Source organism: Campylobacter sp. IFREMER_LSEM_CL292 (assembly GCF_025771615.1).
In the GTDB taxonomy this organism is placed as follows: domain Bacteria; phylum Campylobacterota; class Campylobacteria; order Campylobacterales; family Campylobacteraceae; genus Campylobacter_D; species Campylobacter_D lari_D.
The window spans coordinates 24,428-50,877 of the sequence record NZ_JAKMQP010000005.1; the positions used below are offsets into that span (position 1 = coordinate 24,428).

Annotated in this window: 23 protein-coding genes and 1 pseudogene; 17 read left to right on the top strand and 7 right to left on the bottom strand. The window is 31.3% G+C overall.

Going from position 1 to position 26,450, the window contains the following annotated elements:
* Positions 1-113 precede the first annotated feature (113 nt).
* From L8T82_RS04145 to L8T82_RS04160, 4 genes are all read left to right on the top strand, one after another.
* Entirely contained in the window at positions 114-842 is a 729-nt protein-coding gene (locus L8T82_RS04145; RefSeq protein WP_263725936.1) for a gluconate 2-dehydrogenase subunit 3 family protein, read from the top strand.
* A gap of 3 nt (positions 843-845) precedes the next feature.
* Positions 846-2,567 (top strand): GMC family oxidoreductase, encoded by a 1,722-nt coding sequence (locus L8T82_RS04150; protein WP_263660546.1) that lies wholly within the window; start codon positions 846-848, stop codon positions 2,565-2,567.
* Between the two features lie 222 nt (positions 2,568-2,789).
* Entirely contained in the window at positions 2,790-3,119 is a 330-nt protein-coding gene (gene rrpA / locus L8T82_RS04155) for a MarR family transcription factor RrpA (RefSeq protein WP_263674758.1), read from the top strand.
* Positions 3,116-3,568 carry a lipocalin family protein gene (locus L8T82_RS04160; protein WP_263661085.1) on the top strand — a complete coding sequence of 151 codons (453 nt, stop codon included), beginning with the start codon at positions 3,116-3,118 and terminating at the stop codon, positions 3,566-3,568. The genes rrpA and L8T82_RS04160 overlap by 4 nt, the downstream gene beginning before the upstream one ends.
* Here the strand turns inward: L8T82_RS04160 and L8T82_RS04165 are convergent.
* The gene (locus L8T82_RS04165) at positions 3,565-4,647 is read right to left on the bottom strand and encodes an NAD(P)-dependent alcohol dehydrogenase (RefSeq protein WP_263725937.1); all 1,083 of its coding nucleotides are present in this window, start codon (positions 4,645-4,647) and stop codon (positions 3,565-3,567) included. The two genes, L8T82_RS04160 and L8T82_RS04165, sit on opposite strands and share 4 nt — an antisense overlap.
* A 181-nt stretch (positions 4,648-4,828) precedes the next feature.
* On the opposite strand from L8T82_RS04165, the gene L8T82_RS04170 reads away from it, so the two are divergent.
* On the top strand, positions 4,829-5,899 hold the full coding sequence (locus L8T82_RS04170) for a Fic family protein (protein WP_263676359.1): 1,071 nt from the start codon (positions 4,829-4,831) through the stop codon (positions 5,897-5,899).
* A gap of 29 nt (positions 5,900-5,928) precedes the next feature.
* A complete protein-coding gene (locus L8T82_RS04175) occupies positions 5,929-6,363 on the top strand; it encodes a DUF1643 domain-containing protein (protein ID WP_263725938.1) in 435 nt (144 codons plus the stop codon).
* A gap of 78 nt (positions 6,364-6,441) precedes the next feature.
* Here the strand turns inward: L8T82_RS04175 and L8T82_RS04180 are convergent, their stop codons facing one another.
* Genes L8T82_RS04180 through L8T82_RS04195 form a run of 4 tightly spaced genes read right to left on the bottom strand, consistent with a single transcriptional unit; the run spans position 6,442 to position 9,852 of the window.
* Positions 6,442-7,623, bottom strand: a complete 1,182-nt coding sequence (locus L8T82_RS04180; RefSeq protein WP_263725939.1) for a molybdopterin molybdotransferase MoeA — start codon at positions 7,621-7,623, stop codon at positions 6,442-6,444.
* 1 nt (position 7,624) lies between these two features.
* Positions 7,625-8,071 carry a molybdopterin synthase catalytic subunit gene (locus L8T82_RS04185; protein ID WP_039627992.1) on the bottom strand — a complete coding sequence of 149 codons (447 nt, stop codon included), beginning with the start codon at positions 8,069-8,071 and terminating at the stop codon, positions 7,625-7,627.
* A 3-nt stretch (positions 8,072-8,074) separates the two neighbouring features.
* Positions 8,075-8,296, bottom strand: coding sequence for a molybdopterin synthase, small subunit (locus L8T82_RS04190; RefSeq protein WP_039617593.1), 222 nt, complete (start codon positions 8,294-8,296; stop codon positions 8,075-8,077).
* A gap of 11 nt (positions 8,297-8,307) precedes the next feature.
* A complete protein-coding gene (locus L8T82_RS04195; protein ID WP_263664643.1) occupies positions 8,308-9,852 on the bottom strand; it encodes a multicopper oxidase family protein in 1,545 nt (514 codons plus the stop codon).
* A 145-nt stretch (positions 9,853-9,997) separates the two neighbouring features.
* Here L8T82_RS04195 and nspC point away from each other — a divergent pair, with 145 nt between their 5' ends.
* From nspC to putP, 11 genes are all read left to right on the top strand, one after another.
* Positions 9,998-11,161 (top strand): carboxynorspermidine decarboxylase, encoded by a 1,164-nt coding sequence (nspC, locus tag L8T82_RS04200; protein ID WP_263725940.1) that lies wholly within the window; start codon positions 9,998-10,000, stop codon positions 11,159-11,161.
* Positions 11,162-11,297: 136 nt separating this feature from the next.
* Complete coding sequence (locus tag L8T82_RS04205) at positions 11,298-12,227, top strand: formate dehydrogenase subunit gamma (RefSeq protein ID WP_039627999.1); 930 nt, start codon at positions 11,298-11,300, stop codon at positions 12,225-12,227.
* Between the two features lie 63 nt (positions 12,228-12,290).
* Entirely contained in the window at positions 12,291-12,971 is a 681-nt protein-coding gene (locus L8T82_RS04210; RefSeq protein ID WP_220566424.1) for a molecular chaperone, read from the top strand.
* Between the two features lie 175 nt (positions 12,972-13,146).
* Positions 13,147-13,350 (top strand): twin-arginine translocation signal domain-containing protein, encoded by a 204-nt coding sequence (locus L8T82_RS04215; RefSeq protein ID WP_012661099.1) that lies wholly within the window; start codon positions 13,147-13,149, stop codon positions 13,348-13,350.
* Between the two features lie 16 nt (positions 13,351-13,366).
* Positions 13,367-16,189 carry a formate dehydrogenase subunit alpha gene (locus L8T82_RS04220; RefSeq protein ID WP_263725941.1) on the top strand — a complete coding sequence of 941 codons (2,823 nt, stop codon included), beginning with the start codon at positions 13,367-13,369 and terminating at the stop codon, positions 16,187-16,189.
* Positions 16,190-16,199: 10 nt separating this feature from the next.
* Positions 16,200-16,769: a formate dehydrogenase FDH3 subunit beta gene (gene fdh3B / locus L8T82_RS04225; RefSeq protein WP_133319414.1), complete on the top strand. Its 570-nt coding sequence runs from the start codon at positions 16,200-16,202 to the stop codon at positions 16,767-16,769.
* A gap of 55 nt (positions 16,770-16,824) precedes the next feature.
* Entirely contained in the window at positions 16,825-17,553 is a 729-nt protein-coding gene (locus tag L8T82_RS04230; RefSeq protein ID WP_263725942.1) for a winged helix-turn-helix domain-containing protein, read from the top strand.
* 48 nt (positions 17,554-17,601) lie between these two features.
* Positions 17,602-18,180 (top strand): sulfurtransferase-like selenium metabolism protein YedF, encoded by a 579-nt coding sequence (yedF, locus tag L8T82_RS04235; protein ID WP_263725943.1) that lies wholly within the window; start codon positions 17,602-17,604, stop codon positions 18,178-18,180.
* A complete protein-coding gene (gene selD / locus L8T82_RS04240; protein ID WP_263725944.1) occupies positions 18,177-19,208 on the top strand; it encodes a selenide, water dikinase SelD in 1,032 nt (343 codons plus the stop codon). The genes yedF and selD overlap by 4 nt, the downstream gene beginning before the upstream one ends.
* A gap of 138 nt (positions 19,209-19,346) precedes the next feature.
* Positions 19,347-22,844 carry a bifunctional proline dehydrogenase/L-glutamate gamma-semialdehyde dehydrogenase gene (locus L8T82_RS04245; RefSeq protein WP_263725945.1) on the top strand — a complete coding sequence of 1,166 codons (3,498 nt, stop codon included), beginning with the start codon at positions 19,347-19,349 and terminating at the stop codon, positions 22,842-22,844.
* A gap of 12 nt (positions 22,845-22,856) precedes the next feature.
* Positions 22,857-24,338, top strand: coding sequence for a sodium/proline symporter PutP (gene putP, locus L8T82_RS04250; RefSeq protein ID WP_220566430.1), 1,482 nt, complete (start codon positions 22,857-22,859; stop codon positions 24,336-24,338).
* A 24-nt stretch (positions 24,339-24,362) separates the two neighbouring features.
* Here the strand turns inward: putP and gltS are convergent.
* Together gltS and L8T82_RS04265 are read right to left on the bottom strand one after the other, a co-directional pair.
* Positions 24,363-25,552 (bottom strand): annotated as a pseudogene (gltS, locus tag L8T82_RS04255) (sodium/glutamate symporter).
* Positions 25,549-26,421 carry a formimidoylglutamase gene (locus tag L8T82_RS04265; protein WP_133319407.1) on the bottom strand — a complete coding sequence of 291 codons (873 nt, stop codon included), beginning with the start codon at positions 26,419-26,421 and terminating at the stop codon, positions 25,549-25,551. Before L8T82_RS04265 ends, gltS begins: the two are co-directional and overlap by 4 nt.
* Positions 26,422-26,450: the final 29 nt, after the last annotated feature.

Genomic DNA, 26,450 nt, shown 5'->3' on the forward strand with positions numbered 1-26,450 from the left:
GATTTTTTTAAAATAATACAAAAATAGTATTATTTTTTTTATTTAAGACTATATTAAAAAATCAAGGAATAGAATTGATATGATTTGATATTGTCAATAAAAAGGAGGAAGATATGCAAGATAATGTCATTGATCGTAGAAATTTTTTTAAATTAAGTCTTTTAGGTGGTGGCGTGGTTGCTGCTAGCACTATGAGTGGTGGAGCTATATTGCATGCTGCAGAATTAACTCATGCGCACAAGAAAACACAAGGAGGTTCAAATAAAATAAGAGGAAAAATGTTTTTTCAAGTGCAGACTGATTTTGATAATCTAAGTGCAGCATGTGAGAGAATTTATCCAAAAGATGAGCAAGGTGATGGTGCTATAGGCTTAGGCGTACCTTATTTTATTGATAATCAATTAGCTTCAGCTTATGGTTATAATGATAGAGAATACTTACAAGGACCATTTATAGAAGGAATTGCTGAGCAAGGTTATCAAACCCCAATGAAGCGTAATGAGATTTTTTTAGAGGGTGTTAAAGCTTTGGAAATAATATCTCAAAAGCGTTATAAAAAAACTTTTTCATCTTTAAAAGGAGTTGAGCAGGATAAAATTTTAGTTGATTTAGAAAAAAATAAAATCGATTTCATAGGACTTAAATCTTCTGAATTTTTTACTCTTTTAAGGGATATGACAATAGCTGGAGTTTTGTCTGATCCAATTTATGGTGGTAATGATAATAAAAATGGATGGAGAATGATGCAATATCCTGGTGCTCAAATGAGTTATATTGACAAAATTGCAAGTGATGAGTTTTTTGACATAGAGCCTATGAGCTTAGCTGATATGGAGGGATGAATTATGGTAGAAGTATTAAAAAAAGTAGATGTGGTAACAGTAGGAGCTGGTTGGACAGGTGGTATAGTTGCAGCAGAACTTACCAAAGCTGGATTGACTGTCTTGAGCTTAGAGCGTGGTATGATGCAAACTACGGAAAATTTTGCAATGATTCACGATGAGTGGAGATATGGTATTAACTATGGTTTAATGCAAGATTGCTCAAAAGATACAGTAACTTTTCGCCATAATGTCAATGGTTTAGCCTTACCATATAGAAAAATGGGATCTTTTTTACTTGGAAGTAATGTTGGTGGTGCAGGGGTACATTGGAATGGTTGGACCTTTAGATTTTTACCTTATGATTTTGAGATTAAAACAAAAAGTTTTGAAAGATATGGTAATAAATTAGGTGATGATTATACCTTGCAAGATTGGGGTTTAACCTATAAAGATATGGAACCTTATTATGATAAGTTTGAAAAAACCTGTGGAATTTGTGGAGAAGAAAACCCACTTGCTGAAAAAATGGGTTTGTTTAGATCAAGTCCTTATCCGCAAGAACCTTTAGAAAATACTAAAATGCTTAAACGTTTCGAAAAAGCTGCAAAAGAAATGAAATTACATCCATTTAGATTACCTGCGGCTAATTCAAAAGGTGGTTATACTAATCCAGATGGTCAAGATCTAGCCCCATGTCAATATTGTGCTTATTGTGAGCGTTTTGGTTGTGAGTATGGTGCTAAGGCTAGTCCTATTAATACTGTCATACCTAAAGCCATGAGCACAGGAAAATATACTATAAGAACTCATAGTAATGTTATAGAAATACTAAAAAAAGATGGCAAAGCTACAGGAGTTAGGTTTGTAGATACTAGAACTATGAAAGAGTATATTCAGCCAGCAGATATTGTAGTGCTTACAAGCTATATGTTTAACAATGCTAAGCTTTTAATGGTAAGTGGTATAGGTGAGCAATACGATCCAAATACAGGCAAAGGTACTTTAGGTAAAAACTATTGTTATCAAATCAATATGGGAACAACAGCGTTTTTTGATGAGCAATTTAATACATATATGGGTTCAGGTGCTTTGGGTACAACTTGCGATGATTATAATGGGGATAATTTTGATCACTCAAAAGAGAAGTTTTTACACGGAGCTATGATTTATAGTGTACAACTTGGAAATCGCCCTATCCAATCAGCTCCGCTGCCAAAAGGAACTCCAAGTTGGGGAGCTGAATTTAAAAAAGCTTTAAACTATAATTTTACAAGAGCCATTACAGTGGGAGGGCAAGGCGCATCTTTACCACATAAAAGTAACTATTTGAGTTTAGATCCAACCTATAAAGATGCTTTTGGAACGCCACTTGTAAGACTTACTTATAATTTTACAGATCAAGATCGTGCTTTGCATAAATTTATAACAGATAAAACAGCTGAAGTAGCTAAAAAAATGCAAGGAGTGAGATCAATTAAAAAAGGAACTTATTTAAAAGATTATAGTATTGTGCCTTATCAATCTACACATAATACGGGTGGAACTACTATGGGTGCTGATCCTCGAACAAGTGTTGTTAATACTTATTTGCAACATTGGGATATGGATAATCTTTTTGTTGTGGGTGCAGGAAATTTTCAGCACAATAGCGGATATAATCCTACTGATACAGTTGGAGCTTTGGCTTATCGTTGTGCAGAGGGTATTTTAAAATATCATAAAAATGATAGACAATTAGTATAGATATATGTGAAGCATTTTGCTTCACATATTATTTTTCGCTACTATCTTTTTTTTCTTTTTCCATAAATGAAGCGCAGCCCCGCATGCCCCACCAACAATAGCAGCAATGATAAGATTTGTGATGAAATCCATCGAAACCATTTTTAATTTGTTTTCATTTTGATAAAAAATGATTTTGGATTATAATATAAAAAAGCATGATGCTATATAAAAGGAAAGTATATGGAAGAAAAGTGCGATTTTACGGAATGCGGATTTAATTATACTTTATCTTTGATTTCGGGAAAGTATAAGATGAGCGTTTTGTATTGTTTGTTTCGTTGTGAAGTTGTAAGATATAATGAATTTAAAAGATATCTTGGTAATATTTCTTTTAAGACTTTAACACATACTTTAAGAGAGCTTGAAAATGATGATTTAATCACGCGTAAAGAATACCCACAAATCCCTCCAAAAGTAGAATACCGCCTTGCTAAAAAAGGACAAAGTTTAATTCCTATTTTACAAGCGATGTGTGATTGGGGCGAGGCAAATCAAAAGGAAGAAAAATGATAGAATTATTAGATGGTATAAATTTAGAAAAATACATGGGCACATGGTTAGAAATGGCTAGAAAACCTGCGTTTTTTCAAAAAACTTGCAAAAGTGCTAAGGCAGAATATGAGCTAGAGTATGAAGGCTCTACGCCTATAATCAAAGTCAAAAATATATGCACTAAAGAAAATGGAGAAATCTCTCAGGCAAATGGCAAAGCTAGGGTAAAATCACCAAGATCTTTAGCGGTTAAATTTAGTATTTTTATGAATGTTTTTAACAAGCCAAATTATGAGATTATTTACATTGACACAAGCTATCAAGTTTCTATCGTAGGTAGTCCTGATAAAAAATATTTATGGATTTTGTCAAGAGAGATTTTAGCAAAAGAGCAAATAAACTCTTTGCTTGAAATAGCCAAGCAAAGAGGTTTTGATACTAGCGATGTGATTTTTGATGAGTATTAATCCTGCTCACTCATATCGATTACATAACGGAATTTGGCTTTTCCTGAAGTGAGGTTTTCATAAGCTTTGTCAATCTCGCTTGGTTTGATGAGTTCAATTTCAGGATAAATTCCATGTTCTAAAGAAAAGTCAAGCATTTCTTGAGTTTCTTTAATGCCCCCAATAAGCGAGCCATATACTTTTTTACCGGCTTTATGTACAAAATGAATGATGTTAATGCTAGGACTTACTTCATGTGGAGGTAATCCTACTATAGCCATCTCACCACCAAATTTTAATAAATCCATATAAGCTAGCGGATCATAAGGGGTTGGTATGGTAGAGATGATGAGGTCAAATCTTTCTTTCACCACACTTTTATCTGTACTAGTATAAAAATTACTCACACCCATAGCTAGAGCTTCTGATTTTTTGTTTTCATTTCTTGCAAAAACACTTACTTTTGCACCCATTTTCACAGCATATTTTACTGCCATCATACCAAGCCCACCAAATCCTGCTACAGCTACGCTTGAGCCTTTTTTGATGTTTGAAAATTTAAGCGGTGAATAGGTAGTAATACCCGCACAAAGTAAAGGCGCCACTTTGTCAAGCGGTGCATTTTTTGGTACATTGATAGCAAATTTTTCACTTACTACGATGTTATTTGAGTAGCCTCCATAGGTGTTTTCATTATCATGAAATACATCTTTGCAGTTATAAGTGTAGATGGTTTTACCATTTTCGCAAAATTGCTCTTGAGATTTTTTGCATGCTTCGCACTCTCCGCATGAGTTTACCATGCACCCAACTCCAGCAAAATCACCTACTTTAAATTTACTCACATTTTCACCCACCGCGATAACTTCTCCTGCTATCTCATGGCCAGGTACGCAAGGGTAGGTTGCTTCGCCCCATTCGCTTCTTGCAGTGTGTATGTCACTATGACAAATTCCTGCGTACTTGATAGCGATTAAGATGTCGTTTTTACCTACTTTATGGCGTGTAAATTCAAAAGGTGTAAATTTAGAATCTTTGCTAAGCATAGCATAACCTTTGCTTTTAACACGACCATTTTCTAAAAAGATTTTTGAGTCCATTTTATCTCCTTTGTGGTTTTTGAAATTATATTAAAGCTAGGTTTTTATTGCAATAGGGAAAATAAAGTAAGATACTATATACTAAAGGTGTGTAGAATTAATATGTTAAAAATTTTTGATTTTTTAACATATTTTTTTATAATGTTAAAAAATTTTATAAATTTTAACATATGGAAAAAACATGAAAGAGTTTATACCGCCAAAACTACCTTTAGATATAAAATTAAACGCAAATATTTATAACCTTATCATCAAAGCTTCAAGAAAATTAGCCGAATTAAATGGACTTAGTAAAAGCATTCCAAACCCAAATATTTTAATCAATGCTTTAATTTTGCAAGAAGCTAAAGATTCAAGTGAGATAGAAAATATTATTACTACTCACGATGAGCTTTTTTTATCTAAAATTGATGAAAAGAAACTCACAAGGGCAACAAAAGAAGTAAAAGACTATGAAAATGCTTTAAAAAAAGGATATGAGCTTTTAAAAAAAGAGCAATTATTAAGAAATGCTCATATTTTAGAAATTCAAAAAAGGTTAGAAGGAAATAATGCAGGTTTTAGAAAACAAAGTGGAACCATGCTTAAAAATCCTATTACAGGTGAAATTAAGCATATACCACCACAAAATTTTGATGATATACAAAAACTTATGAAAAATTTAGAGCAATACATTAACGATGATACTCTAGATGAACTTGATTTTTTAGTAAAAATGGCAATTATTCATTATCAATTTGAAAGTATACATCCTTTTTATGATGGAAATGGTAGAACAGGTAGGATTATAAATATACTTTATTTAGTGTATAAAGGGCTTTTGGATTTGCCTATTTTATATTTAAGTGCTTATATAGTTAAAAATAAAGATGAATATTACACTCTTTTGCAAAAAGTACGCGATGAAGGTGCTGTTTTAGAATGGATAGAATATATACTAAAAGGTGTAGAGCAAACTGCCATAAAGACAATTGAAACTATCATTATAATAGAAAAAATGATGAACGATGTAAGTGATATTTTGCAAAATAAAACAAATTTTTATAGTAAAGATTTTGTGGAACTTTTGTTTTCTCACCCTTATACAAAAATAGATTTTTTAATAAAAAAACTAGATATTTCAAGACAGAGTGCTTCAAAATATCTTAAAATTTGTGAAAAATTAGGGGTTTTAGAATGTGTTAAAATAGGTAGAAATAATTATTACATTAATACAAAACTTTTAGGACTTTTTAGAAAAGGGATTTTTTGATATTTTAGTATATTAAATTAAGGTTATGCATGAAAAATTATGATATATATGTATATGATGAAAAGTGTAGATATGTTTTAGGAAAGAAATCAAATAGTATTTTACTATGCATAGGAATCAATCCTAGTATTGCAACTGATAAAAAAGCTGATCGAACCATAAAAAAATTAGAAAATATAATTAAATTTAATAATTATGAAAGCTTTGTAATGTTGAATATTTATCCAGAAATTTCAACTAATCCAAATAAACTTCCTTATGGATATAATGTTGATATACATAACAAAAATTTAGAGTATATAAATCACATTTTATGTGAATATAAAAATGTGGATATTTTGGCTTGTTGGGGAAATTTAATTAATATAAGAGAATATTTGCATGTGCTATTAAAGGATATTTTTACTCAAGATAAATTTAATAAAACAAGAAAATGGTTGTGTTTGGGAGTTACAAAAAACTAATAACCCAAGACATCCATTGTATTTAAAAAATGATACCAAAATAATGCATTTTGATATGAAAAAATACTTATGTAAAAACTAAGGCATTAAAACAATATCCACTGAATCATTTTCTTTTATATCATCATTTGCTATCATAAGTGCAGCCTTGTGGTTAAGGTTGTTGATGATAGCACTTGAGCCTTGTTTTTTACCTTTTAAATTGGCATAAATTTTTCCATCTTTAAATTCTATATTACAAGCTACAAATTCTAAATGCGAACTTTTTTTCTTATAGTCAGTATTTGCAAATGCTTTAAATATATAGTCTTTTTCTTGTAAAAGCCAAATATTTAAAAGTTCTCTTACATATAAATTAAACATCACCATAGCCGAGTATGGAAAACCCGGTAGGGCAAAGATGAATTTATCTTCAAATTTGGCTATTTTGATGTGTTTGCCAGGCTTTACATTGACTTTATCTAAGATGACTTCATACTCTTTAACAGCTTGTTTTAAAAAGTCAAAATCCCCCATGGAAACTCCACCGGTGGTAACTAAAATATCACACGCATTAAGTGCTTGTTTTAAAACACTTGGGGTTTTTTGCATATCATCTTTTAAAAGTGGAAAAATTCTAGCTTCAGCACCAAGTTTTTTTGCCATATTAGCTATGGCTACATGGTTTGATGAGCGAATTTGTGCAGAGTGCTCTAAGCTTTCGCCTAAGTCTTTGATTTCACTTCCACTACTTAGCACGCCTATGATAGGTTTAGCAAATACACTAATGTGAAAATATCCAAGCTCAGCTAAAAGTGCTATCTCGCTATAACCTAGTTTTGTGCCTTTAGTGAGTAAAATTTCGCCCTTGGTGTAGCTCTCACCCACCTTTCTCACAGCAAAGCCTTGTGGAACTTTTTCTTTTATATAAACTACACTGTTTTTAACTTCGACTTTTTCCACAGGTACTAAGGTATCACAACCCTCACTCATTAAAGAGCCTGTAAAGGTTTTAACACATTCTTTATTTTGTATTTTAAAGCTTGGAAAAACTCCCGCAGGTACTTCACCTATGATAGATAAAGGCTCATCTTGCTCACTAAATTTAATCGCATAGCCATCCATAGAAGCAGTGGGAAATTGAGGGTTGTTAGTAGAAGCTTTGATGTCTATGGCTAAAATTCTATCTAAGCACTGTGTTAAAGCGATGTTTTCTATCTTTTCATATGCTTGTATGTGTGAATGAAGTATGTCTAAACTTTGGCTATAAGAAGTTAGCATTTTAGTCCTTAGTGCTTAAAATTCCTGCTCCTTGAAGTTTCAAAGAGCGTTCTTTGGCATAAATTTTTTCGCCATTAATGATATCATATTTCCATATAGGTGCGCTTGCTTTAAAATCTTCTACAAAATCATTAATTAACTTAAGTCCTAATTTTCTTTGCTTGCTTAAAACCCCAGCAAAATAAGAACTCTCATGCACTTTAACCTCACCGATAGAGTGAGCAAACATCAAGCTTACATTTTCATTTGCAAGTTTTTGGCACCATTTTTCAAACCAAGTTTTTAATAAAGGCTCATATATATCAAAACTTAAAGCCTCAATCTCATCTTCAGCCCTCACTATACCACAAAATGTGATCAAAGCTCCGCAGTTTTTATCTTTAGCATATTCGTACCATCTAGCATAAATGCTAGGAATTTCTAAGGCTCCTTGATGTAATTCAAACATAACTCATCCTCCACAAACCGGTGGTAATAAGCAAATTTTATCCCCATCTTTTAAGGTAGTTTCATCATCAAAAACCATTTCATCATTTAAAGCAACTGCACAAAGTTCAAGCCATTCTTTTAAACTTTCATCTTGTCCTAAAATTGCTTTTAATTCTTTAAGATTGCTTACATTTAGTTCTAAGCTTTCTTTGTTAATTGGCCCTAGAAATTCAACTTTTACCATTTTTTTTACCTTTATTCTTTTATTTCTAAAATTCCCATCATTCCAAGATCTTCATGCTCTAAAATATGGCAGTGAAACATTCTAATACCGGTAAATTTTTGACTCATTCTAAGTCTTAATTCTTCTCCAGGTCTTACATTAATCGTATCTTGCAATGCTCTGAATTTTGCTTTTGTTATTTTACCCTTAAATTTAGAAGATATGAGTTCAAATTGTGTTCCATGTATATGGAAAGGATGATCCATATGCGATTTGTTTTTTATTACCCATTCTTCTACTTCATTTAATTTTGAGGTTAAATCCGTTCTATTCATATCAAATGTTTTACCATTGATTAAAAACATAGAGGCAAGGCTTTTTTTGATTTCTTCTTCACTTTTTTTACTAATACCATGCATTTGCATATGATCTTCGCTCATAATCACTTCTTTAAAACTTGTAGCTTCTTTTAAAGGTGAAAATTCTCGTAGCTTTTCAGGTATGTTTTCTATAGTTTTTTCTACTTTAAGATCAGCCAACATAAGAGTGTAAGGTTCTTCTTTAACAAGCATTTTATCGCGGTCATAATAAGTACTTTCAAGTTTAAATTCACCCTTACTTGCTTTGATTAGCACTTCTACTCTTGAAGCAGGACTTAAAAATAATTCATCTAATTCAACACCTTTTTCTATAAGCCCTCCATCAGTTCCTACTAAAATAAATTTAGCACCTTTAATGCGTAAATTTAAATATCTTGCCGCACAAAAATTATAAATACGAATTCTTTGAGCTTTGTCAAGTGTTATTTTTGGTTTTAATTGTCCATTGATAAGAACTAAATTTCCTTCTCTGCCATTTAGCCAATCAAATAAATTATTATCAGGAATTTGTGCGTTTTTATCTAAACGCAAATCACTAATCACCCAATCTTGTTCTTGTAAATGCGACAACGCATCTTTTTTAGCTTTTACTACAAATACCCCTGCTAAGCCTTTATAAACTTGCTTTGCTGTGGTGTAGTGTGGGTGTGGATGATACCAGTAGGTTCCTGCTGAATTTTCTCCAAGTTTAAAGCGATAAATTCTTTCTCTACCAGGCATGATAGGATCGTGTGGGTTGCCATCTTGCTCAGGTGGTATGTCAAGTCCATGCCAGTGGATAGTAGTTGGCTCTTTTAAACTATTTTTTACCAAAATTTCTACAGTATCACCTTCATAAACTTCTATTTTAGGTCCAGGTATAGAGCCATTGTAAGTAAAGCATTTTGTTTTTTTACCTTTAACAAGCTCTATTTGACTTTCTTTGATTTCTATACTTGATCTAAAGAAATTTTTCTTTGTACTTGTGTTTTTTAGAAGTTTTAAATTTGCTAATGTTTGTCCGCTAGGAAAGTCTTTTTCATCGAGTAGTTTAATGTTTGGATTTTCTAGTTTGATAAAAGAAGTATTGATTTCTTTTGTATCTTTTTGTGTATGTTTTGAGTGCATATTATGATGAGAATGATCCCCCATTGCATAAGTGCTGCTAATACTTGCTAAACCTAAAGCATTAAATTTTAAAAATAACCTTCTATCCATTAAATTTTTACTCCTAAATTAATTTTGATTTGGATTTTGATTATAGCTATTGTTTGATTAATGATTGTAAATTATAAAAACAAGATATAATTTTAATATGATTTGTTATACAAGTGGTTTTAAATCAAAAAATTAAGGACAAATAATGCTAATTAAAAATCATTTAGATAAAGACTTTCAAACTCCTGCTTATATTTTAGAAGAAGACAAGCTTAGAAAAAATTGTGAGCTTTTGGCTAAAGTGAGTGAGCAAAGTGGAGCAAAAGTCTTGCTTGCTCTAAAAGGTTTTGCTTTTTCAGGTGCTATGGATATAGTGGGTGAGTATCTATCAGGTTGTACTTGCAGTGGGCTTTGGGAAGCTAAATTTGCAAAAGAATATATGAATAAAGAAATTCATACTTTTTCACCTGCTTTTAAAGATGATGAAATAGATGAAATCATAGATCTTTCACACCATATAGTATTTAATTCTTTTAATCAGTTTAAAAAATTTAAAGATAAAGCGAGTAAAAAGTCTCTTGGTTTGCGTTGTAATCCAGAGCTTTCAGTGGCTCCAAAAGAACTTTATAATCCTTGTGGTAGATTTTCAAGATTAGGAATTCGTGCGATTGATTTTGAAAATGAAGATTTAAGCGCTTTAAGTGGGCTTCATTTTCATGCTTTATGTGAAGAAAGTGCGTATTCTTTAGAGCTTGTGTTAAATGCTTTTGAAGCTAAATTTTCAAAATTTATTAAAAATATGAAATGGGTTAATTTTGGTGGGGGTCATCATATTACCAAAGAAGGTTATGACACGCAAAAACTAATTGATCTTTGTAAAAAATTTAGCGATAAATACGGTGTGCAAGTGTATCTTGAGCCAGGTGAGGCTGTGGGTTGGCAGTGCGGGACTTTAGTTGCAAGTGTAATAGATATAGTAGAAAATGAGAAAAAAATAGCTATTTTAGATACTTCAAGCGAAGCTCATATGCCAGATACTATCATTATGCCTTATACAAGCGAGGTTTTAAATGCTAGAATTTTATCAAGTCGTGATGGGGAAAAATATAGCGAGTTAAAAGAAAACGAATTTGCTTATTTACTTGGTGGTAATACTTGCTTAGCAGGGGATATCATGGGCGAGTATGCTTTTAAACAAGAGTTAAAAATAGGACAAAAAATAGTATTTTTAGATCAAATTCATTATTCCATAGTTAAAAACACTACTTTTAATGGAGTAAGACTTCCAAATTTAATGTTCTTAGATAAGAATGAAAATTTATCTATGATAAGAGAATTTGGCTATGAAAATTATTCAAAAAGAAACTAAAAATTGAGTTTTTTTGTAGTTTTTTACAAATTTATGTTTTTTAAATAAAACTTTTTTTAAAATAAAAATGGAAACTGAAAATTAACAAAACTATAACGCTAAGCTTTTTCTAGCGTGTAATGTTTAGGAGTAATTTATGCATAGAGTTATACTAGCTCTTTTAGCCTGTTTTAACTTTCTATTTGCTCAAGAAAATTTTGAAGTTAAAAATACTCAAATTTGGGATGTGCAAAGAGTGATGAATATAGAAAGTTATCAAAATTTTGGTGCTTTGTGGACTAAACTGCAAGGTGAGTATATTGCAAGTGCTGTTTTGATTATACTTATAGTCGTAATTTCAGCTTTTGCTTTGCATTATATGGTCATAGGTCCAAAGAAATTTTCTCATGATGGTAAGAAAATTTACGCTTTTTCAGTATTTGAAAGATTGTTTCATTTTGTAGCAGCAATCTCTTGGATTATCCTTGTACCAACCGGACTTATTATGATTTTTGGATCGTATTTTGGCGGTGGATTTTTTGTAAGAATGTGTAAAAACTTACATGGTATTGCTACTATTTTATTTATCATTTCCATCATTCCTATGCTTTTGTGTTGGATTAAAAGAATGCTTCCTGCAAGTTATGATTTAAGATGGATGATGATAGTAGGTGGATATTTAAGCAAAGAGAAAAAACCTGTGCCTGCGGGTAAGTTTAACTTTGGTCAAAAATCTTGGTATTATATAGCTGTTTTTGGTGGCTTTTTGATGATAATCACTGGTGCGTTTATGTTTTTCCTTGATTTTAATTCTACTTCTTTGCAATCTATTTTTGGAATTTCTCATATAGATATTTTAAGAGCTTCAGCTATCATCCATAATATTTTGGGTATTTTATGTGCGGTATTTTTTGCTATTCATATTTATATGGCCGTATTTGCTATTAAAGGAAGTATCCACTCTATGATTAGTGGCTATAAAGAAGAAGAGGAAGTTTATATTTTACATTCTTATTGGTATAAAGAATTAAGCGATAAAAAACAAATCAATCCATCGTTTACTTATGATTCTAAAACAAAATTTTAAAATCTCACTTGATTTTTTTAAATTTTCCTTGTTATAATCAAATAAAAATAACAAGGAAAATTAATGATACAAGATATTGATCTTTCGCGTAAATATTTTTATGAATTTTTTTCAAAAGCTTTTAATTTTATCGATGAAAATGAGTTTAAAATTTGGCATGAGCAAGTTTTAGTTTTAGCTCAAAGTCCTTTAGATGATAGTTTAAAGTCTGATTTTGAAAAACTTAGCGCATGTGATTTTGCAAGTTTTAAAGAAGAACAAAATGGAGTGTTTTTTGATTTTTCTTATGTGAATGTGCCTATTAGTGCTTCTTTTTATGATGAGGGTAGAGATGATGGCAAAATGAAGCTTCAAGCCTGTGAAATCATTAGAAAAACCAAATTTAGAAAAAAAGAAGATTGTAGGCAAAGTGAAGATGAATTTGGTTTTTTGTTTGCTTTTATGGCAAGTATTATTGAGCATGATTTAAAAGTTGCACAGCAATTATTTCGTTTTGTGATAAACCCTGTAATAGATGAGTTTATAGAAAAATTACAAATCCACAAAAACTCAAATTTTTACATTGCTATTGCCAATATTATGAAAGTCTTTTTTGCAAATGAAAGAGCTTATTTGGAAGTACAAGCACCTATAAAAAAAGAAGGTAAAAGTATAGCAGATGAGGCTTTACAAAGACTTCCTTATGAGCCAAGACTTCCTACTAAATTTAGCAAAACAAATATAGAAGAACTTAGTAAATTATAGAAATTAATATGTATTTTGTTACCAAAATACATATTATCAAAATCATCTTTTTATGAAAATAGAAATTAAATAAAATCTTAAGTGAAAATATGCAAAATTTATTTTGTTAAGTGTATAAATACTTTGAAAATAAGTATTTATAGTTATTCTTTACTTTTATTTCAAAGGAGAGAACATGGAGGCCAATCAAAGAAGGGATTTTTTAAAAAAATCTTTGAAAATTGGTGCTTTAGGGGTAGTAGCTGGGGCAAGTGTGAATGCTTTAGCTAAAGATGATTACCAAGAGCAAAATACCGTAGTTTTAGGAAAAAGTACTAAAAAAGAAGTGCTTTATAAAAAAACTATGCATTGGGAAAAATACTACAAAATAGCTTATTAATTAAGAAAGGAAGAAGATGGCATTAGCAAGAAGAAATTTTCTTAAGCTTGCTGGTATTGCTGGTCTTGGAACTGCGGCTTTTGGTAGTGAAAACAAAGCTATTAGAGCTGCAAGTGAACAAGAAGTAGCAAATCCTTATCCAGATTCTAAGATTGTTAGAACAATCTGTAGTATCTGTAGTGCAGGCTGTGGAATTAAAGCAGAAGTACAAGATGGAGTTTGGGTGCGTCAAGAAAACGCTATAGAACATCCTATTTCTCAAGGATCACACTGCTGTAAAGGGATAGATCAAATCGATCTTACTAAATCAAAGCAGCGTATTAAATATCCTATGAAAAAAGAAAATGGCAAATGGGTACGTTTAACTTGGGAGCAAGCTATCAATGAAATTGGCGATAAAATGCTTGAAATTCGTAAAGAAAATGGACCTGATAGTGTTATGTTTTTAGGTTCGGCTAAATTTAATAACCAACAAGCTTATTATTTTAGAAAATTTGCAGCATTTTGGGGTACTAACAATATAGACCACGTTGCTAGAATTTGACACAGCGCAACAGTCGCCGGTGTGGCGAATACATGGGGTTATGGCGCTATGACAAATCATTTTGGTGATGTGACTAAACACTCAAAAATGATGATTATTTTTGGTGCAAATACTGCTGTGGCAAATCCTATCGGATTTAAACACTTATTACAAGCAAAAGATCGTAATAATGCTAAATTGGTAGTTGTAGATCCTGTATTTACAAAAACTGCAGTACATGCTGATGAATATGTAAGAATTCGTCCAGGTACAGATATAGCTTTAGTTTATGGCATGCTTCATTTGATCTTCAAAAACGGTTGGGAAGATAAAGAATTAATCAAAACTAGAACTTATGGGGTTGAAGAAATAAAAGCAGAGGCTGCTAAATGGACTCCTGAAGTTGTAGAAGATGTAACAGGTGTTCCAGCTGCTCAACTTGAAAAAATCACAAGAATGTTAGCTACAATCAAACCTGCTACGCTATTTTGGGCTTTAGGTATTACTCAACACTCAGTAGGTAGCTCCAACACAAGAATTCTAGCTATCTTACAACTCGTTCTTGGTAATATAGGCAAACCAGGTGCAGGAACAAACATCATTAGAGGTCATGATAATGTTCAAGGTGCTACTGATATGGGCTGTTTGGCTGATACTTTACCAGCTTATTATGGGCTTGATGATAATGCGTGGAATCATTTTGCTAATTTTTGGAATGTAGATAGAGAATATTTAAATTCAAGATTTTATTCTAAAGAATGGATGCATGAAAAAGGTTTTTCACTAGCAAAATGGTGGCAAGGTGTTTTACATGAAGAAAAAACTTATTCTAACTCACCTATCCGTGTGCTTTGGGTGCAAGGAACGGGTATTACTTCTATGGCGCATACGGTAAAAATTCAAGAAGCGCTTAAAAAACTTGATATGATTGTAATCGCTGAACCTTTTGTAAATGAAGTAGCAGTTTTAGCAGATCGTTCTGATGGTATTTATATTATCCCTGCTTGTACTCAATTTGAAACAGAAGGTTATGTCACTGCGACTAATCGTGCTATGCAATGGCGTTCTCAAGTAGTAAAACCAATTTATGAAAGCAAAGAAGATCAAGAGATTATGTTTGCTTTTGCTAAAAAATTCGGCTTTTATAAAGAATACACTCGCGGTATGAAAATGGAATTGAAAGATCATAAGCTTGTACAAACAAGAGATGATAATGATGATAATTTTATATGGCCTGATGATGCTACAAGAGAAATGAGTAATGGTCTTTTAAGTATAGGCTTAAGAGGTATTTCAGCTGAACGCTTAAGAAAACACCAACAAAATTGGGAACATTTTGATCCTGATACTCAAAGAGGTCTTGGTGGTGAAGTTAAAGGTGAATACTATGGCTTACCTTGGCCTTGTTGGGATGAACAACATCCGGGAACTTCTATATTATGGAATACTGATGTGCCTTATGAAGAAGGCGGTATGGGCTTTAGAAACCGCTTTGGTTTGGAGCATGAAGGACATTCTCAATTAGCGGATGATGCCTTTACTCCAAAAGGATGTAAAGTTAAAGGTGGTTACCCACAAATCACTAAGGCAAATATTGAAAAAGTATTTAATATCAAACTAAGTGATAGCGAAAAAGAATTAATGGGCGCTAGCTGGAGTACAGATATTTCAGGTATTATTTTAGAAAAATGTAGAGAAAAGAGTGCTTGCTGTTTGGGTAATGCAAGAGCTAGAATGAAAGTTTGGGAATTTGCAGATCCTATTCCACTACATAGAGAGCCTATTCACTCACCTCGTTGGGATTTGGTTAAAAAATATCCTACTTGGGGCGATCAAGAGAAAAACTTCAGAGTTGAGAGTAAATTTATCAGCGAACAACAAAAGAAAGATTGGAGCAAAGAGTTTCCAACTATCATTTCAAGTATGCGTTTAGTAAATTTAAGTGGTGCAGGTATGCTTGAGAGAACTAGTAAATATCTTGCTGCAATCACGCCTGAAATGTTTGCCAATGTTCACCCTGAACTTGCCTTAAAATATGGTATAAACGATGGAGATATGATGTGGATTCATTCACCGCAAGGTACTAAGATTAAAGTAAAATGTGTGCATAATCATTCTGTTACACCGGATAGAATTTGCTTGCCTTATAACTTTGCGGGTATTATGCAAGGAGTGGATTTAAGTTATAATTATCCTGAAGGCACTAGACCTTATACTATAGGTGAAAGTTCTAACACGGTTACTAACTATGGTTTTGATATAAATACGCAAATTTCTGAATTTAATGCAGGACTTTGCAGACTTGAAAAGGCTTAAGGGGTAAGTTATGGCTAGAATGAAATTTTATGTAGATAATAATCGCTGTATTTCTTGCTTTGCTTGTCAAGTGGCTTGTTCAAGTGCGCACGAAGTACCAGTGGGGATTAATAGAAGAAAGGTAATCACTCTAAATGAAGGCATAGAAGGAAAAGAGTTTTCAACAACTCTTGCCTGCCAACACTGCACAGATGCTCCATGTGAGCAAGTTTGTCCTGTAAAATGCTTTTATATTAGAGCTGATGGTATTGTTTTACATGATAAAAAAACTTGTATAGGTTGTGGGTATTGTCTTTATGCATGTCCTTTTGGTGCTCCACAATTTCCAAGAGATGGTGCTTTTGGTATCAAAGGTCAAATGGATAAATGTACTATGTGTGCAGGTGGTCCTGAGCCTACTAACTCTCATGAAGAAAGAGAACTTTATGGACAAAATCGTATCGCAGAAGGTAAAGTACCTATGTGTGCTGCGGTTTGTTCTACAAATGCACTTTTGGTTGGTGATGCAGCTGAAGTTAGTGCAATGTATAGAAAAAGAGTTTTGCTTAAGGGCCAAAATTTAGGACTTGATGCAAAATAACCCAAAGGGTGTTTACAGGCACCCTTTTTTACTACTTATAATCCAAGGTTAATTCATGGAAGAATTAAATTTGCAAATTCAAAAAAATCTTGATGAAAATAATAAACTTACTTGTAAAAAAGCACTAGAGCTTTTAAAACAATACTCCAAAGAAGATTTTCAAGCTAGTATAAAAAAAATGCATGTAAAAATTTCAGATTGCGAGTTAGGTCAATTTGGAAAGTTAAATAAAAATATAGCAAAAAGTGAAATTTTAGAAAAATTAGAAACAAAACTAGATTCTAAGCGTCGCATATCATGTAAAGATGCTTTAGAATGTGCTAAAAACTTTAATATGGCTGATATGAGAGCTACGCTTAAAACTTATAAAATTGATATTAAATACTGCGAACTTGGTTGTTTTGAAGAAAAAAAAGGTAAAAAATTTCATATAAAAAGCAAAATTTGGGTAGAAAATCCTGATGGAGAATTACTTTTTGGTAAAGGGAAAACAGATATTTTAGAATTAGTTGGAGAATGTGGAAGTATTTCCCAAGCGGCTAAACAATTAGGGATTAATTATAAAAAAGCTTGGCTTTATATACAGGATTTAGAAAAAAATATGAAAGAAGAATTGCTCATTGCTAAAAAAGGAAGAGGAAGTGAAGCTGGTAGTAAGCTTACTCCAAGAGCTTATGAGTTAATTCAAAATTTTAAAATTTTACAACAAGATGTAGAAGAATACACTAATAAACGCTTTAAAGAATTATTTTTCAAGAAAAATCAAGAAAAAGATAAAACTTAATTTGAATACAAGTTATAAAAATATATCATTAAGTAAAAAAGGTAAAAAATGAAAATTGATTGTAGAGATTTAGCTTGTCCGCGTCCTGTGATAGAGACAAAAAAGGCTTTAGAAGAGTTAAAAGAAAATGAAAATTTAGAAATTCTTTTAAATTCTCAAGCTTCTAAAGAAAATGTAATGAGGTTTTTAAAATCTTTAAATTTGAACTTTAGTGTGAAAGATGTAAATGATGAAAGCATTATTAGCATTATAAAAGATAGTAATATAGCTCAAACTCAAGAAAAAAATTTACAAGAATACAATGTGTTATTTTTAAAAAGCGATAAAGTAGGCGAAGGGGAACTTGGGAAAAATCTAATGCTAGGTTTTTTAAAAACCTTAAAAGATTTACCTAATAAACCTGTAAAAATCCTTTGCGTTAATGATAGTGTTTTAATGAATGCTGATTGTTCTCATATGGCTTTTGAAGCTATGAAAGAGCTTGAAAATTTAGGGGTTGAAATTTATAGTTGTGGGGCATGTTTGGAATTTTTTGGTAAAACTAAAGAACTTAAAATAGGCAAAATAGGTAATGCTTATGAAATTTTAAATGAACTTTTTGGAAAGGCAAAGATTATTTCTTTATGATATATAAAGACCAAAAACTAACTCAATATGTAAAAGCTGCGGGTTGAGCTGCTAAACTAGACTCGGTGGGTCTTGACAAAATTCTTGGCATTTTAAAACCGCATGAAAACATTTTAAGTGGTATTAATAATAATGAAGATGCAAGTGTTTATAAGCTAAATGAAGATTTAGCTTTAGTGCAAACACTTGATTTTATCACACCTGTGGTTGATAGTGCGTATCATTTTGGTGCTATAGCTGCTGCCAATGCTTTAAGTGATGTATTTGCTATGGGTGCTGAGGTGATTAATGCCTTAAATATTGTAGGCTTTGATACTTGTCATTTTAACAATGAAATTTTACTTGAAGTTTTAGAAGGTGCTAGAGCTAAGGTTGAAGAAGCTGGTGCTGTGCTAGTAGGTGGCCATACTATAGAAAATGATGAATTTATTTTTGGTCTTAGTGTGACAGGTGTAGTTCATCCTAAGAAATTTATAGCTAATAATAGTGCAAAAGATGGTGATGTTATTTTACTTACTAAGCCTATAGGTAGTGGCATTATTAGCACTGCTATCAAGGCTGGTTTGCTAGAAAAAGCAAAGATTTTAAAAGCAATAGAGCAAATGAGTTTTTTAAATCTTTACGCAAGTCGTATTTTAAAGGGGTTTAAAAGTCTTAGTGCTTTAAGTGATGTTACTGGTTTTGGCCTTTTGGGGCATTTAAAAGAAATGTTAAATGAAGAGATTATGATAGAAGTGTATAAAAATGAAATTCCTTTAATGGATGGAGTTTTGCCAATGGCTAATATGGGGATAATTCCAGCAGGAGCTTATAAAAATAAAGATAGCCTAAAAATTTGGGTTGATAATTTAAATGAAAAAGATGAAGATATAGTGTATTTTGATCCTCAAACTTCAGGGGGACTTTTAGCTGCAATGAGTGAAAAAGATGCAAATGAGGCTTTGAAAATTTTGAAAGATTACAATATAGAGGCAAAGATTATTGCTAGATGTGTAAGAAATACTCATAATTATTTATTATTACGCTAATATTTTATTTACAATTAAAAATATATGTTTATATTTGTTACTTTTTTACATAAAAAAATAAATTATAAATAAATATATGTTGATTTTTGTGGCTATTTTTGTATCATAAAAGATATTAATTACTAAATGGAGGAAGAAATGATACAAAAAGCTTTGCAATTAGCTGAAGAATTACAAAGAAAAATAGAAAGTAATATCTCTCAAAGTGAAAAAGAATTTCACGCCAAAATGCAAAAACTTTTAAACAATCCTAAAAATAAAGTGATGTTGATTGAACTTTTAGATCGCTCTTTTAGATGTAAAGATAAAAGTGCGAGTTTTGAGCTTATAGAGCATACTTTAAACAAATATGGTATAGCAGATTTTTTTAGTGCTTTTGAAAAATTTTTGCTTTTTTCATTTTTAAATTTTGGAAAATTTGCACCAACTCTTAGTGTGCCATTTTTCATTAAGCATTTAAGAGAAGATACTAAAGCTATGGTTTTAGATGCAAACCCTAGTGTTTTAGAGCCTCATATGCGTAAAAGAAAAGATGAAGATAAAATTACCTTAAATGTAAATTTAATTGGTGAAGAGGTTTTGGGTGAGGCTGAGAGTGCTTATAGAGTAAAAAAATATGAAGAAGCATTAAAAACAAGCTATATTACTTATATTTCAATTAAAATCACTACCATTTTTTCTCAAATTAATATCATTGATTTTGAATACTCTAAAGATGAAGTGGTAAAAAGATTGGATAAATTATATGCTCTTGCTTTAGAAGAAGAAAAAAAGCAAGGTGTGTCTAAATTTATCAATCTTGATATGGAGGAATTTAGAGATTTAGAATTAACCGTTGAAGCTTTTATGGAAAGTATTGCAAAGTATAATATTAAAGCAGGTATCGTTTTACAAGCTTATCTTCCTGATTCTTATGAATATTTGAAAAAACTTTTTGCTTTTTCAAAAGAAAGAGTTTTAAAAGGTATGAAGCCTATAAAAATTCGCTTTGTTAAAGGAGCGAATATGGAAAGTGAAGAAACTATAGCTTCGCAAAGAGGTTGGGCTCTACCTACTTTTTATAAAAAAATTGACACAGATAGTAATTATAAGAAAATGCTTGATTTTGTCTTAGAAGGCGATAATTATAAATATATTAATGTAGGTATTGCGAGTCACAATTTATTTGAAATTGCTTATGCTTATACTAGAATTTCACAAGCAGGAGCTTTATCATCTTTTACTTTTGAAATGCTTGAAGGTATGAGTTTGCAATGCTCTTATGAGCTTTCTAAAATGCATGATCTTATACTTTATGCACCGGTGTGTGATGAAGCGCATTTTAATAATGCCATTGCTTACTTAGTAAGAAGACTTGATGAAAATACTAGTGAAGATAATTTCATGAGATATTTTTTCAACCTTAAAATCAATGATAAAAATTGGCAAATGCAAAAAGAATTATTTATAAAATCTTTAGAAGGCGTTGCTAGTTTGGATAATTCTACTCATAGAACTCAAGATAGAAATAATGAGACAAAGGCTATTAGTTCTTATGAGAGTAAAGAATTTAAAAACGAACCTGACACAGATTTTATCTTAAAAGCAAATAGAGAATGGGCTAAAAATATAAGAGCTAAATATGAAAATTTAAAAAATTATGATGTGTATCCGGTTGCAAAAGAAGAAATTAAAAATGAAAATTTACAAGTAATAGAAGTTAAAGATAAAATCAAAAATTGCACTATAGGTAAAGCACATTTAGCAGGCCAAAAAGAGATTAAATATGCTTTAGATGTAGCTAAGAGCTCAAATTTTAGCGATTTAAGTCATGATGAAATTTATAAGATTTTAGCAAAAACTGCTCAACTTGTTAGAGATCGTAGAGGAGATTTAATAGGTATAGCAGCTTTAGAAGTAGGAAAAACTTTCTTAGAGATTGATCCTGAAGTGAGTGAGGCTATAGACTTTTTAGAATTTTACCCACATTCTTTGGAAAAACTAAAAGAGCAAAATCCAAATACTACTTTTAAAGCAAAAGGCATAGGTGTGGTAATTGCACCATGGAATTTTCCAGTAGGTATTTCAGCAGGAACCATAGCAGCACCTTTGGCTGCAGGTAATAAAGTAATATATAAACCATCATCTTTATCCATGCTAACAGGTTATATGCTTTGTAAATGCTTTTGGGATGCGGGAATTCCAAAAGATGCTTTGATTTTCTTACCTGCTAAAGGTAGTGATATATCAAAATACTTGCTTGTTGATCAAAGTGTGAAATTTTCAGTATTAACCGGTGGAGAAGAAACTGCTTATGCAATGCTCAAAGCTAATCCAACCTTACTTTTAAGTGCTGAAACAGGCGGTAAAAATGCAACTATTGTTTCTAAATTTGCCGATCGTGATAGTGCGATTAAAAATATCATTCATTCAGCATTTTCAAATTCAGGTCAAAAATGCTCTGCTACTTCTTTGCTTGTTTTGGAAGAAGAAGTTTATGAAGATGAGGAATTTAAAAAGACCTTAGTAGATGCTGCTAGTTCTATGGCGGTTGGAAATCCATTTGTATTTAAAAATAAACTTGGAGCTTTAGCAGATAAACCAGATGTAAAACTGCAAAAAGCATTAGATGAGCTAGCTCCATATGAAAGTTGGGCTTTAAAACCTAAATTTGTAGATGATAATCCTTATCTTTTAACTCCAGGGATTAAATATGGTACTAAAAAAGGTGATTTTACGCACATGAATGAGCTTTTTGCACCAATCTTAACTGTAATGAAAGCAAAAGATTTAAAAGAAGCTATTGATATAGTAAATTCAACAGGCTATGGACTTACAGCAGGATTTGAAAGTTTAGATGAGAGAGAATGGGAGTATTTTCACACTCACATAGAGGCAGGAAATATTTACATCAATAAACCAACAACAGGAGCTATAGTTCTTAGACAGCCTTTTGGTGGTATTAAAAAATCAGCCATTGGTTTTGGTAGAAAAGTTGGAATTTATAATTACATCACTCAATTTTTAGATATAGAGCAAAGTCAAACTGATCAAAATGTTTTAGATAATGAATTAGTATCAAATTTAAATGCTTTAAGCTTGGATTTAAATGAAAAAGATAAAGCCGATTTTGAAGTCGTTAAAGCTATGGCAAGAAGCTATGCTTACCATGCAAAACATGAATTTGCTAGTGCAAAAGATTATGTCAATATAAGAGGTGAGGATAATATTTTCTCTTATACAAAGGTTAAAAATATTGCTTATAGAGTACATAAAGATGATAGTTTAAAAGATATTTTAGGAGTTATTTTAGCAGCTAGTGTGTTAAATATTGATCTTATTTTAAGTTATGATGAGCATGAAAAAATAGATCTTGTGCAAAAGATTAATCAAAAAATTAGTTCAAAAACTTTATTCCTTAAAGAAAGTAAAGAAAATTTCATTAGCAAAATAGCTGATTATGAAAGAATTCGTTATTTTGCTCCATTAGATGTTAATGATGAAATTTTCATAAAAGCAGCAAGTTGCGCAAAAATCATTGCCAATACTAAGCCTTTAATGAACGGACGTTTTGAGTTGCTTTTATATCATAATGAAAAAGCTTTAAGTATATCTTTCCACCGTTATGGAAATTTAGGCATTCGTGCTTTAAAATAAAAAGGAGAAAAAATGGAGGTTGTGCACATTAATACTCAAATTGCGATAATGTTTGTCGCATATTCAGCATTAATGCTTTTTATTGGATTTTATTTTTATAAACAAAATAAAAACTCAGAGGATTATTTTTTAGGTGGTCGTTCTATGGGGCCGGTAGTTTCAGCACTTAGTGCTGGAGCTTCTGATATGAGTGGTTGGCTTTTAATGGGTTTACCAGGAGCTTTATATGTAAGTGGTTTAGCTGAAAGTTATATTGCAATAGGGCTTAGTATAGGAGCATTTTTAAACTGGGCTTTTGTAGCAAAAAGACTTAGAATTTATACTAGTGTGATTGCAAATTCTATTACCATACCTGATTATTTTGAGACAAGGTTTGATGATGATAAGCATATATTAAGAGTGGTTTGTGCTATTGTTATTTTGATATTCTTTACTTTTTATGTTTCTTCAGGACTTGTAGGTGGAGCAAAGCTTTTTGAAGCAACTTTTGGAATCCAATATGATTATGCACTTACTACAGGAACTGTGATTATAGTTGCTTATACATTTTTGGGTGGATATAAGGCAGTTTGTTGGACGGATTTGATTCAGGGTTTATTAATGATGAGCGCCTTGATTATCGTACCTATAGTGATGATTTATCATTTGGGTGGCTTTAGTGAAGCTGTTAATATAGTCAAAGAAATTAAGCCAAATACTTTTTCTATGGGGGAAGGATTAAGCTTTTTGGGTATAGTTTCAGCGCTTTCTTGGGGGCTTGGGTATTTTGGTCAGCCACATATTTTGGTGCGTTTTATGTCTATAAGATCAACTAAAGATATTCCAACTGCTACTTTTGTAGGAATTTCTTGGATGGTTATATCTTTAATTGGAGCTTGTTTGATAGGTATTTTAGGTATAGCTTATGTGAGTAAATTTGAGCTTAGTTTGCAAGATCCTGAAAAGATTTTTATCGTAATGTCGCAATTGCTTTTCAATCCTTGGATAGCAGGTGTTTTATTAAGTGCTATTTTGGCAGCCATTATGAGCACAGCAAGTTCGCAATTGCTTGTTTCAAGTTCAACTATAGCAGAGGATTTTTATAAAAGAATTTTTAACAAAGAAGCGTCCAATAAAACAGTGATGACTTTGGGTAGATTTGGTGTTTTAGCAGTAGCTGTGATAGCTTTTATTATTTCTACTGATAAAAACTCAAGCGTATTAAGTATAGTAGCTTATGCTTGGGCAGGGTTTGGAGCAAGTTTTGGTTCTGTAATGCTCTTTTCGTTATTTTGGTCAAAAATGACTAGATATGCTGCTATTGCAGGTATGATTACCGGTGCAGTTGTAGTTGTAGTATATAAAAATTTCTTAGCAGAGTGGCTTGATTTTCCTATTTATGAAATCATTCCAGGATTTTTAGCTGCTTCTGTTGTGATTATTTTAGTGAGCATGGTAACTAAAGTTCGCCCAGGAACTAAAGCAGCTTATGAAACAATGCTAAAACATCTCTAATACTCTCGCAATATGCGAGAGTAACTATGAAAAAATATTAATTAAATAAGTATTTAAAGGTATTGCAACAATATCAATTAAAACAGCACCGCATAAAGGTACTATTAAAAAAGCTTGTCTTGAAGTTAAATTATATCTAGAACAAACTGCATTCATATTTGCTACTGCATTTGGTGTTGCACCTAGACCATGTCCCATAAGTCCGGCACACATAATCGCACTATCATAATTTTTTCCGCATAATCTAAAAACTATAAAAATTGCAAAGAATAGTAAAGCTAAAACTTGCACAATCAAAGTAATAAAAAGAGGTGTAGCAACAGCACTTAGTTCGTTTATTTTTAAATTTATCATAGCCATAGTTAAAAAAATACCAAGGCTTAATTCACTTATAGTATCTATTGTATATTGATTTAGCTTGAAAATATTAAAAGAATCATTAATATTTCTTACAACAATAGCAACAAGCATGGCACCAACATAACTAGGCAAAGAATAGCCGCTATATTGTGTAAATTTGGAACTTAAAAAAAGTCCAATACACATAATACATAATATTAAAAATAAAGATTTTAAAAAATCTTTATAATTTGCATTGTGAATTTCATGCTTTAGAGGATCTATATCTTTAATATCTTGATTAGTTGTGATTTTTAATTTGTGTTTATTTATAAGATATTTTGCTACAGGACCTCCGAGCAAAGACCCTGAAATCAGTCCAAAGGTTGCCGCTGCCACTGCTAAAACTTTAGCGTTATTTAAGCCACTTAATTCTTCAACCATACCTCCAAAAGCTATAGCATTTCCATGTCCTCCTTCCAAAGAAACAGCACCACATAAAATTCCATATAGTTTATTTAAATCGAATAAACTCATCATGGAAATGCCGATAAAATTTTGCATTAAAGCCATAAACCAGCAACAACCTAGATAGATTAAAAGTACTTTTCCTCCTACTTTTAAGAGTTTAAAACTTCCACTTAATCCTATTACGGTAAAAAAGCTACCATTAAAGGAGTTTGTAAACTTGTATCAAAATCAACTTTAATCTCAATAAAACTTAAAATCCAAATGATTATACTGATTAAAAATCCACCTATAACTGGTGCGGGAATGCAAAATTTTTCTAAGATTAAAAAACGTTTTTTCAAAAACATACCAAACAATAAAACCCCGATACTAATAGCTAATACACTTAAACTATCAAATTTCATATCATTCCTTTACTTAATAAAAAATATGCTAGATAAGCAGCGATTTTTGCAGTGTGATTGTCTATATCAAATTTAGGATTAAATTCACAAATATCTGCTAAAGCAACTTTTTTGCTTTCAAAAATAATTTTTATCGGAGTTAAAATTTCTTTTAAATTGATACCAAAAACAGCAGGAGCGCTTACAGCAGGAGCTACGCTTTGTGAAAATACATCCATATCAATACTTAAATAAACAACTTCATTTTGTTTTAAGAAATTTTTAATGACTTCTATACATTTTTCAAATTCAGTATCTAAAACATAACTTGCTTTCATATTATCCATAGTTTGAAAAAGTGCTTTTGTGTTAGATAATTTACTTGCACCCAAGCAAAGATAAGAAAAATTATAATTATTTTCTTTTGCATATTCATAAGCTTTGTAAAAAGAATTTCCAGAAGTATGTAATTCCTGAATTCTTACATCAAAATGTGCATCAAAATTTATAACTCCTACACTTTTTTTGTAATCTAAAAGCGCTTTAATACAAGCTAAAGATGTTTCGTGTCCACCTCCTAAAATTACACCATAATGATTATTATGTAAAATTTCTAAGCACTTGTGATAAAGTAGTTCATCGCCTAATTCTAGGGTATCAAAATTTTCAATATCCCCTAAATCATCAAAATCAAAATCATCATGTATAGCAAAATTTGCCATATTCTTTCTTATAATTTTTGGTGCTAATTCACTTCCAATTCTACCATTATTTCTCTGCACGCCCAATGATGAACAAAAGCCTAATAATTTATTATTTGAAGAGTGATTTAAACATTTAAATAATCGTTTATGGATAATTTCATCACCATCATTTCTCCCTTGCCACATGTATTCCTCCTTTTTTGTGTTTAATTTCA

Excerpts from the sequence above, each read along its gene's own strand:
- L8T82_RS04150 (WP_263660546.1), top strand. The coding sequence starts at position 846 with ATGGTAGAAGTATTAAAAAAAGTAGATGTGGTAACAGTAGGAGCTGGT.
- L8T82_RS04195 (WP_263664643.1), bottom strand. The coding sequence starts at position 9,852 with ATGGATAGAAGGTTATTTTTAAAATTTAATGCTTTAGGTTTAGCAAGT.
- L8T82_RS04230 (WP_263725942.1), top strand. The coding sequence starts at position 16,825 with ATGGAAGAATTAAATTTGCAAATTCAAAAAAATCTTGATGAAAATAAT.
- L8T82_RS04205 (WP_039627999.1), top strand. The coding sequence starts at position 11,298 with ATGCATAGAGTTATACTAGCTCTTTTAGCCTGTTTTAACTTTCTATTT.
- yedF (WP_263725943.1), top strand. The coding sequence starts at position 17,602 with ATGAAAATTGATTGTAGAGATTTAGCTTGTCCGCGTCCTGTGATAGAG.
- L8T82_RS04185 (WP_039627992.1), bottom strand. The coding sequence starts at position 8,071 with ATGTTTGAATTACATCAAGGAGCCTTAGAAATTCCTAGCATTTATGCT.
- L8T82_RS04265 (WP_133319407.1), bottom strand. The coding sequence starts at position 26,421 with ATGTGGCAAGGGAGAAATGATGGTGATGAAATTATCCATAAACGATTA.
- L8T82_RS04215 (WP_012661099.1), top strand. The coding sequence starts at position 13,147 with ATGGAGGCCAATCAAAGAAGGGATTTTTTAAAAAAATCTTTGAAAATT.
- L8T82_RS04145 (WP_263725936.1), top strand. The coding sequence starts at position 114 with ATGCAAGATAATGTCATTGATCGTAGAAATTTTTTTAAATTAAGTCTT.
- rrpA (WP_263674758.1), top strand. The coding sequence starts at position 2,790 with ATGGAAGAAAAGTGCGATTTTACGGAATGCGGATTTAATTATACTTTA.
- putP (WP_220566430.1), top strand. The coding sequence starts at position 22,857 with ATGGAGGTTGTGCACATTAATACTCAAATTGCGATAATGTTTGTCGCA.
- L8T82_RS04190 (WP_039617593.1), bottom strand. The coding sequence starts at position 8,296 with ATGGTAAAAGTTGAATTTCTAGGGCCAATTAACAAAGAAAGCTTAGAA.
- L8T82_RS04165 (WP_263725937.1), bottom strand. The coding sequence starts at position 4,647 with ATGGACTCAAAAATCTTTTTAGAAAATGGTCGTGTTAAAAGCAAAGGT.
- fdh3B (WP_133319414.1), top strand. The coding sequence starts at position 16,200 with ATGGCTAGAATGAAATTTTATGTAGATAATAATCGCTGTATTTCTTGC.
- L8T82_RS04175 (WP_263725938.1), top strand. The coding sequence starts at position 5,929 with ATGAAAAATTATGATATATATGTATATGATGAAAAGTGTAGATATGTT.
- L8T82_RS04170 (WP_263676359.1), top strand. The coding sequence starts at position 4,829 with ATGAAAGAGTTTATACCGCCAAAACTACCTTTAGATATAAAATTAAAC.
- L8T82_RS04180 (WP_263725939.1), bottom strand. The coding sequence starts at position 7,623 with ATGCTAACTTCTTATAGCCAAAGTTTAGACATACTTCATTCACACATA.
- nspC (WP_263725940.1), top strand. The coding sequence starts at position 9,998 with ATGCTAATTAAAAATCATTTAGATAAAGACTTTCAAACTCCTGCTTAT.
- L8T82_RS04160 (WP_263661085.1), top strand. The coding sequence starts at position 3,116 with ATGATAGAATTATTAGATGGTATAAATTTAGAAAAATACATGGGCACA.
- L8T82_RS04245 (WP_263725945.1), top strand. The coding sequence starts at position 19,347 with ATGATACAAAAAGCTTTGCAATTAGCTGAAGAATTACAAAGAAAAATA.
- L8T82_RS04210 (WP_220566424.1), top strand. The coding sequence starts at position 12,291 with ATGATACAAGATATTGATCTTTCGCGTAAATATTTTTATGAATTTTTT.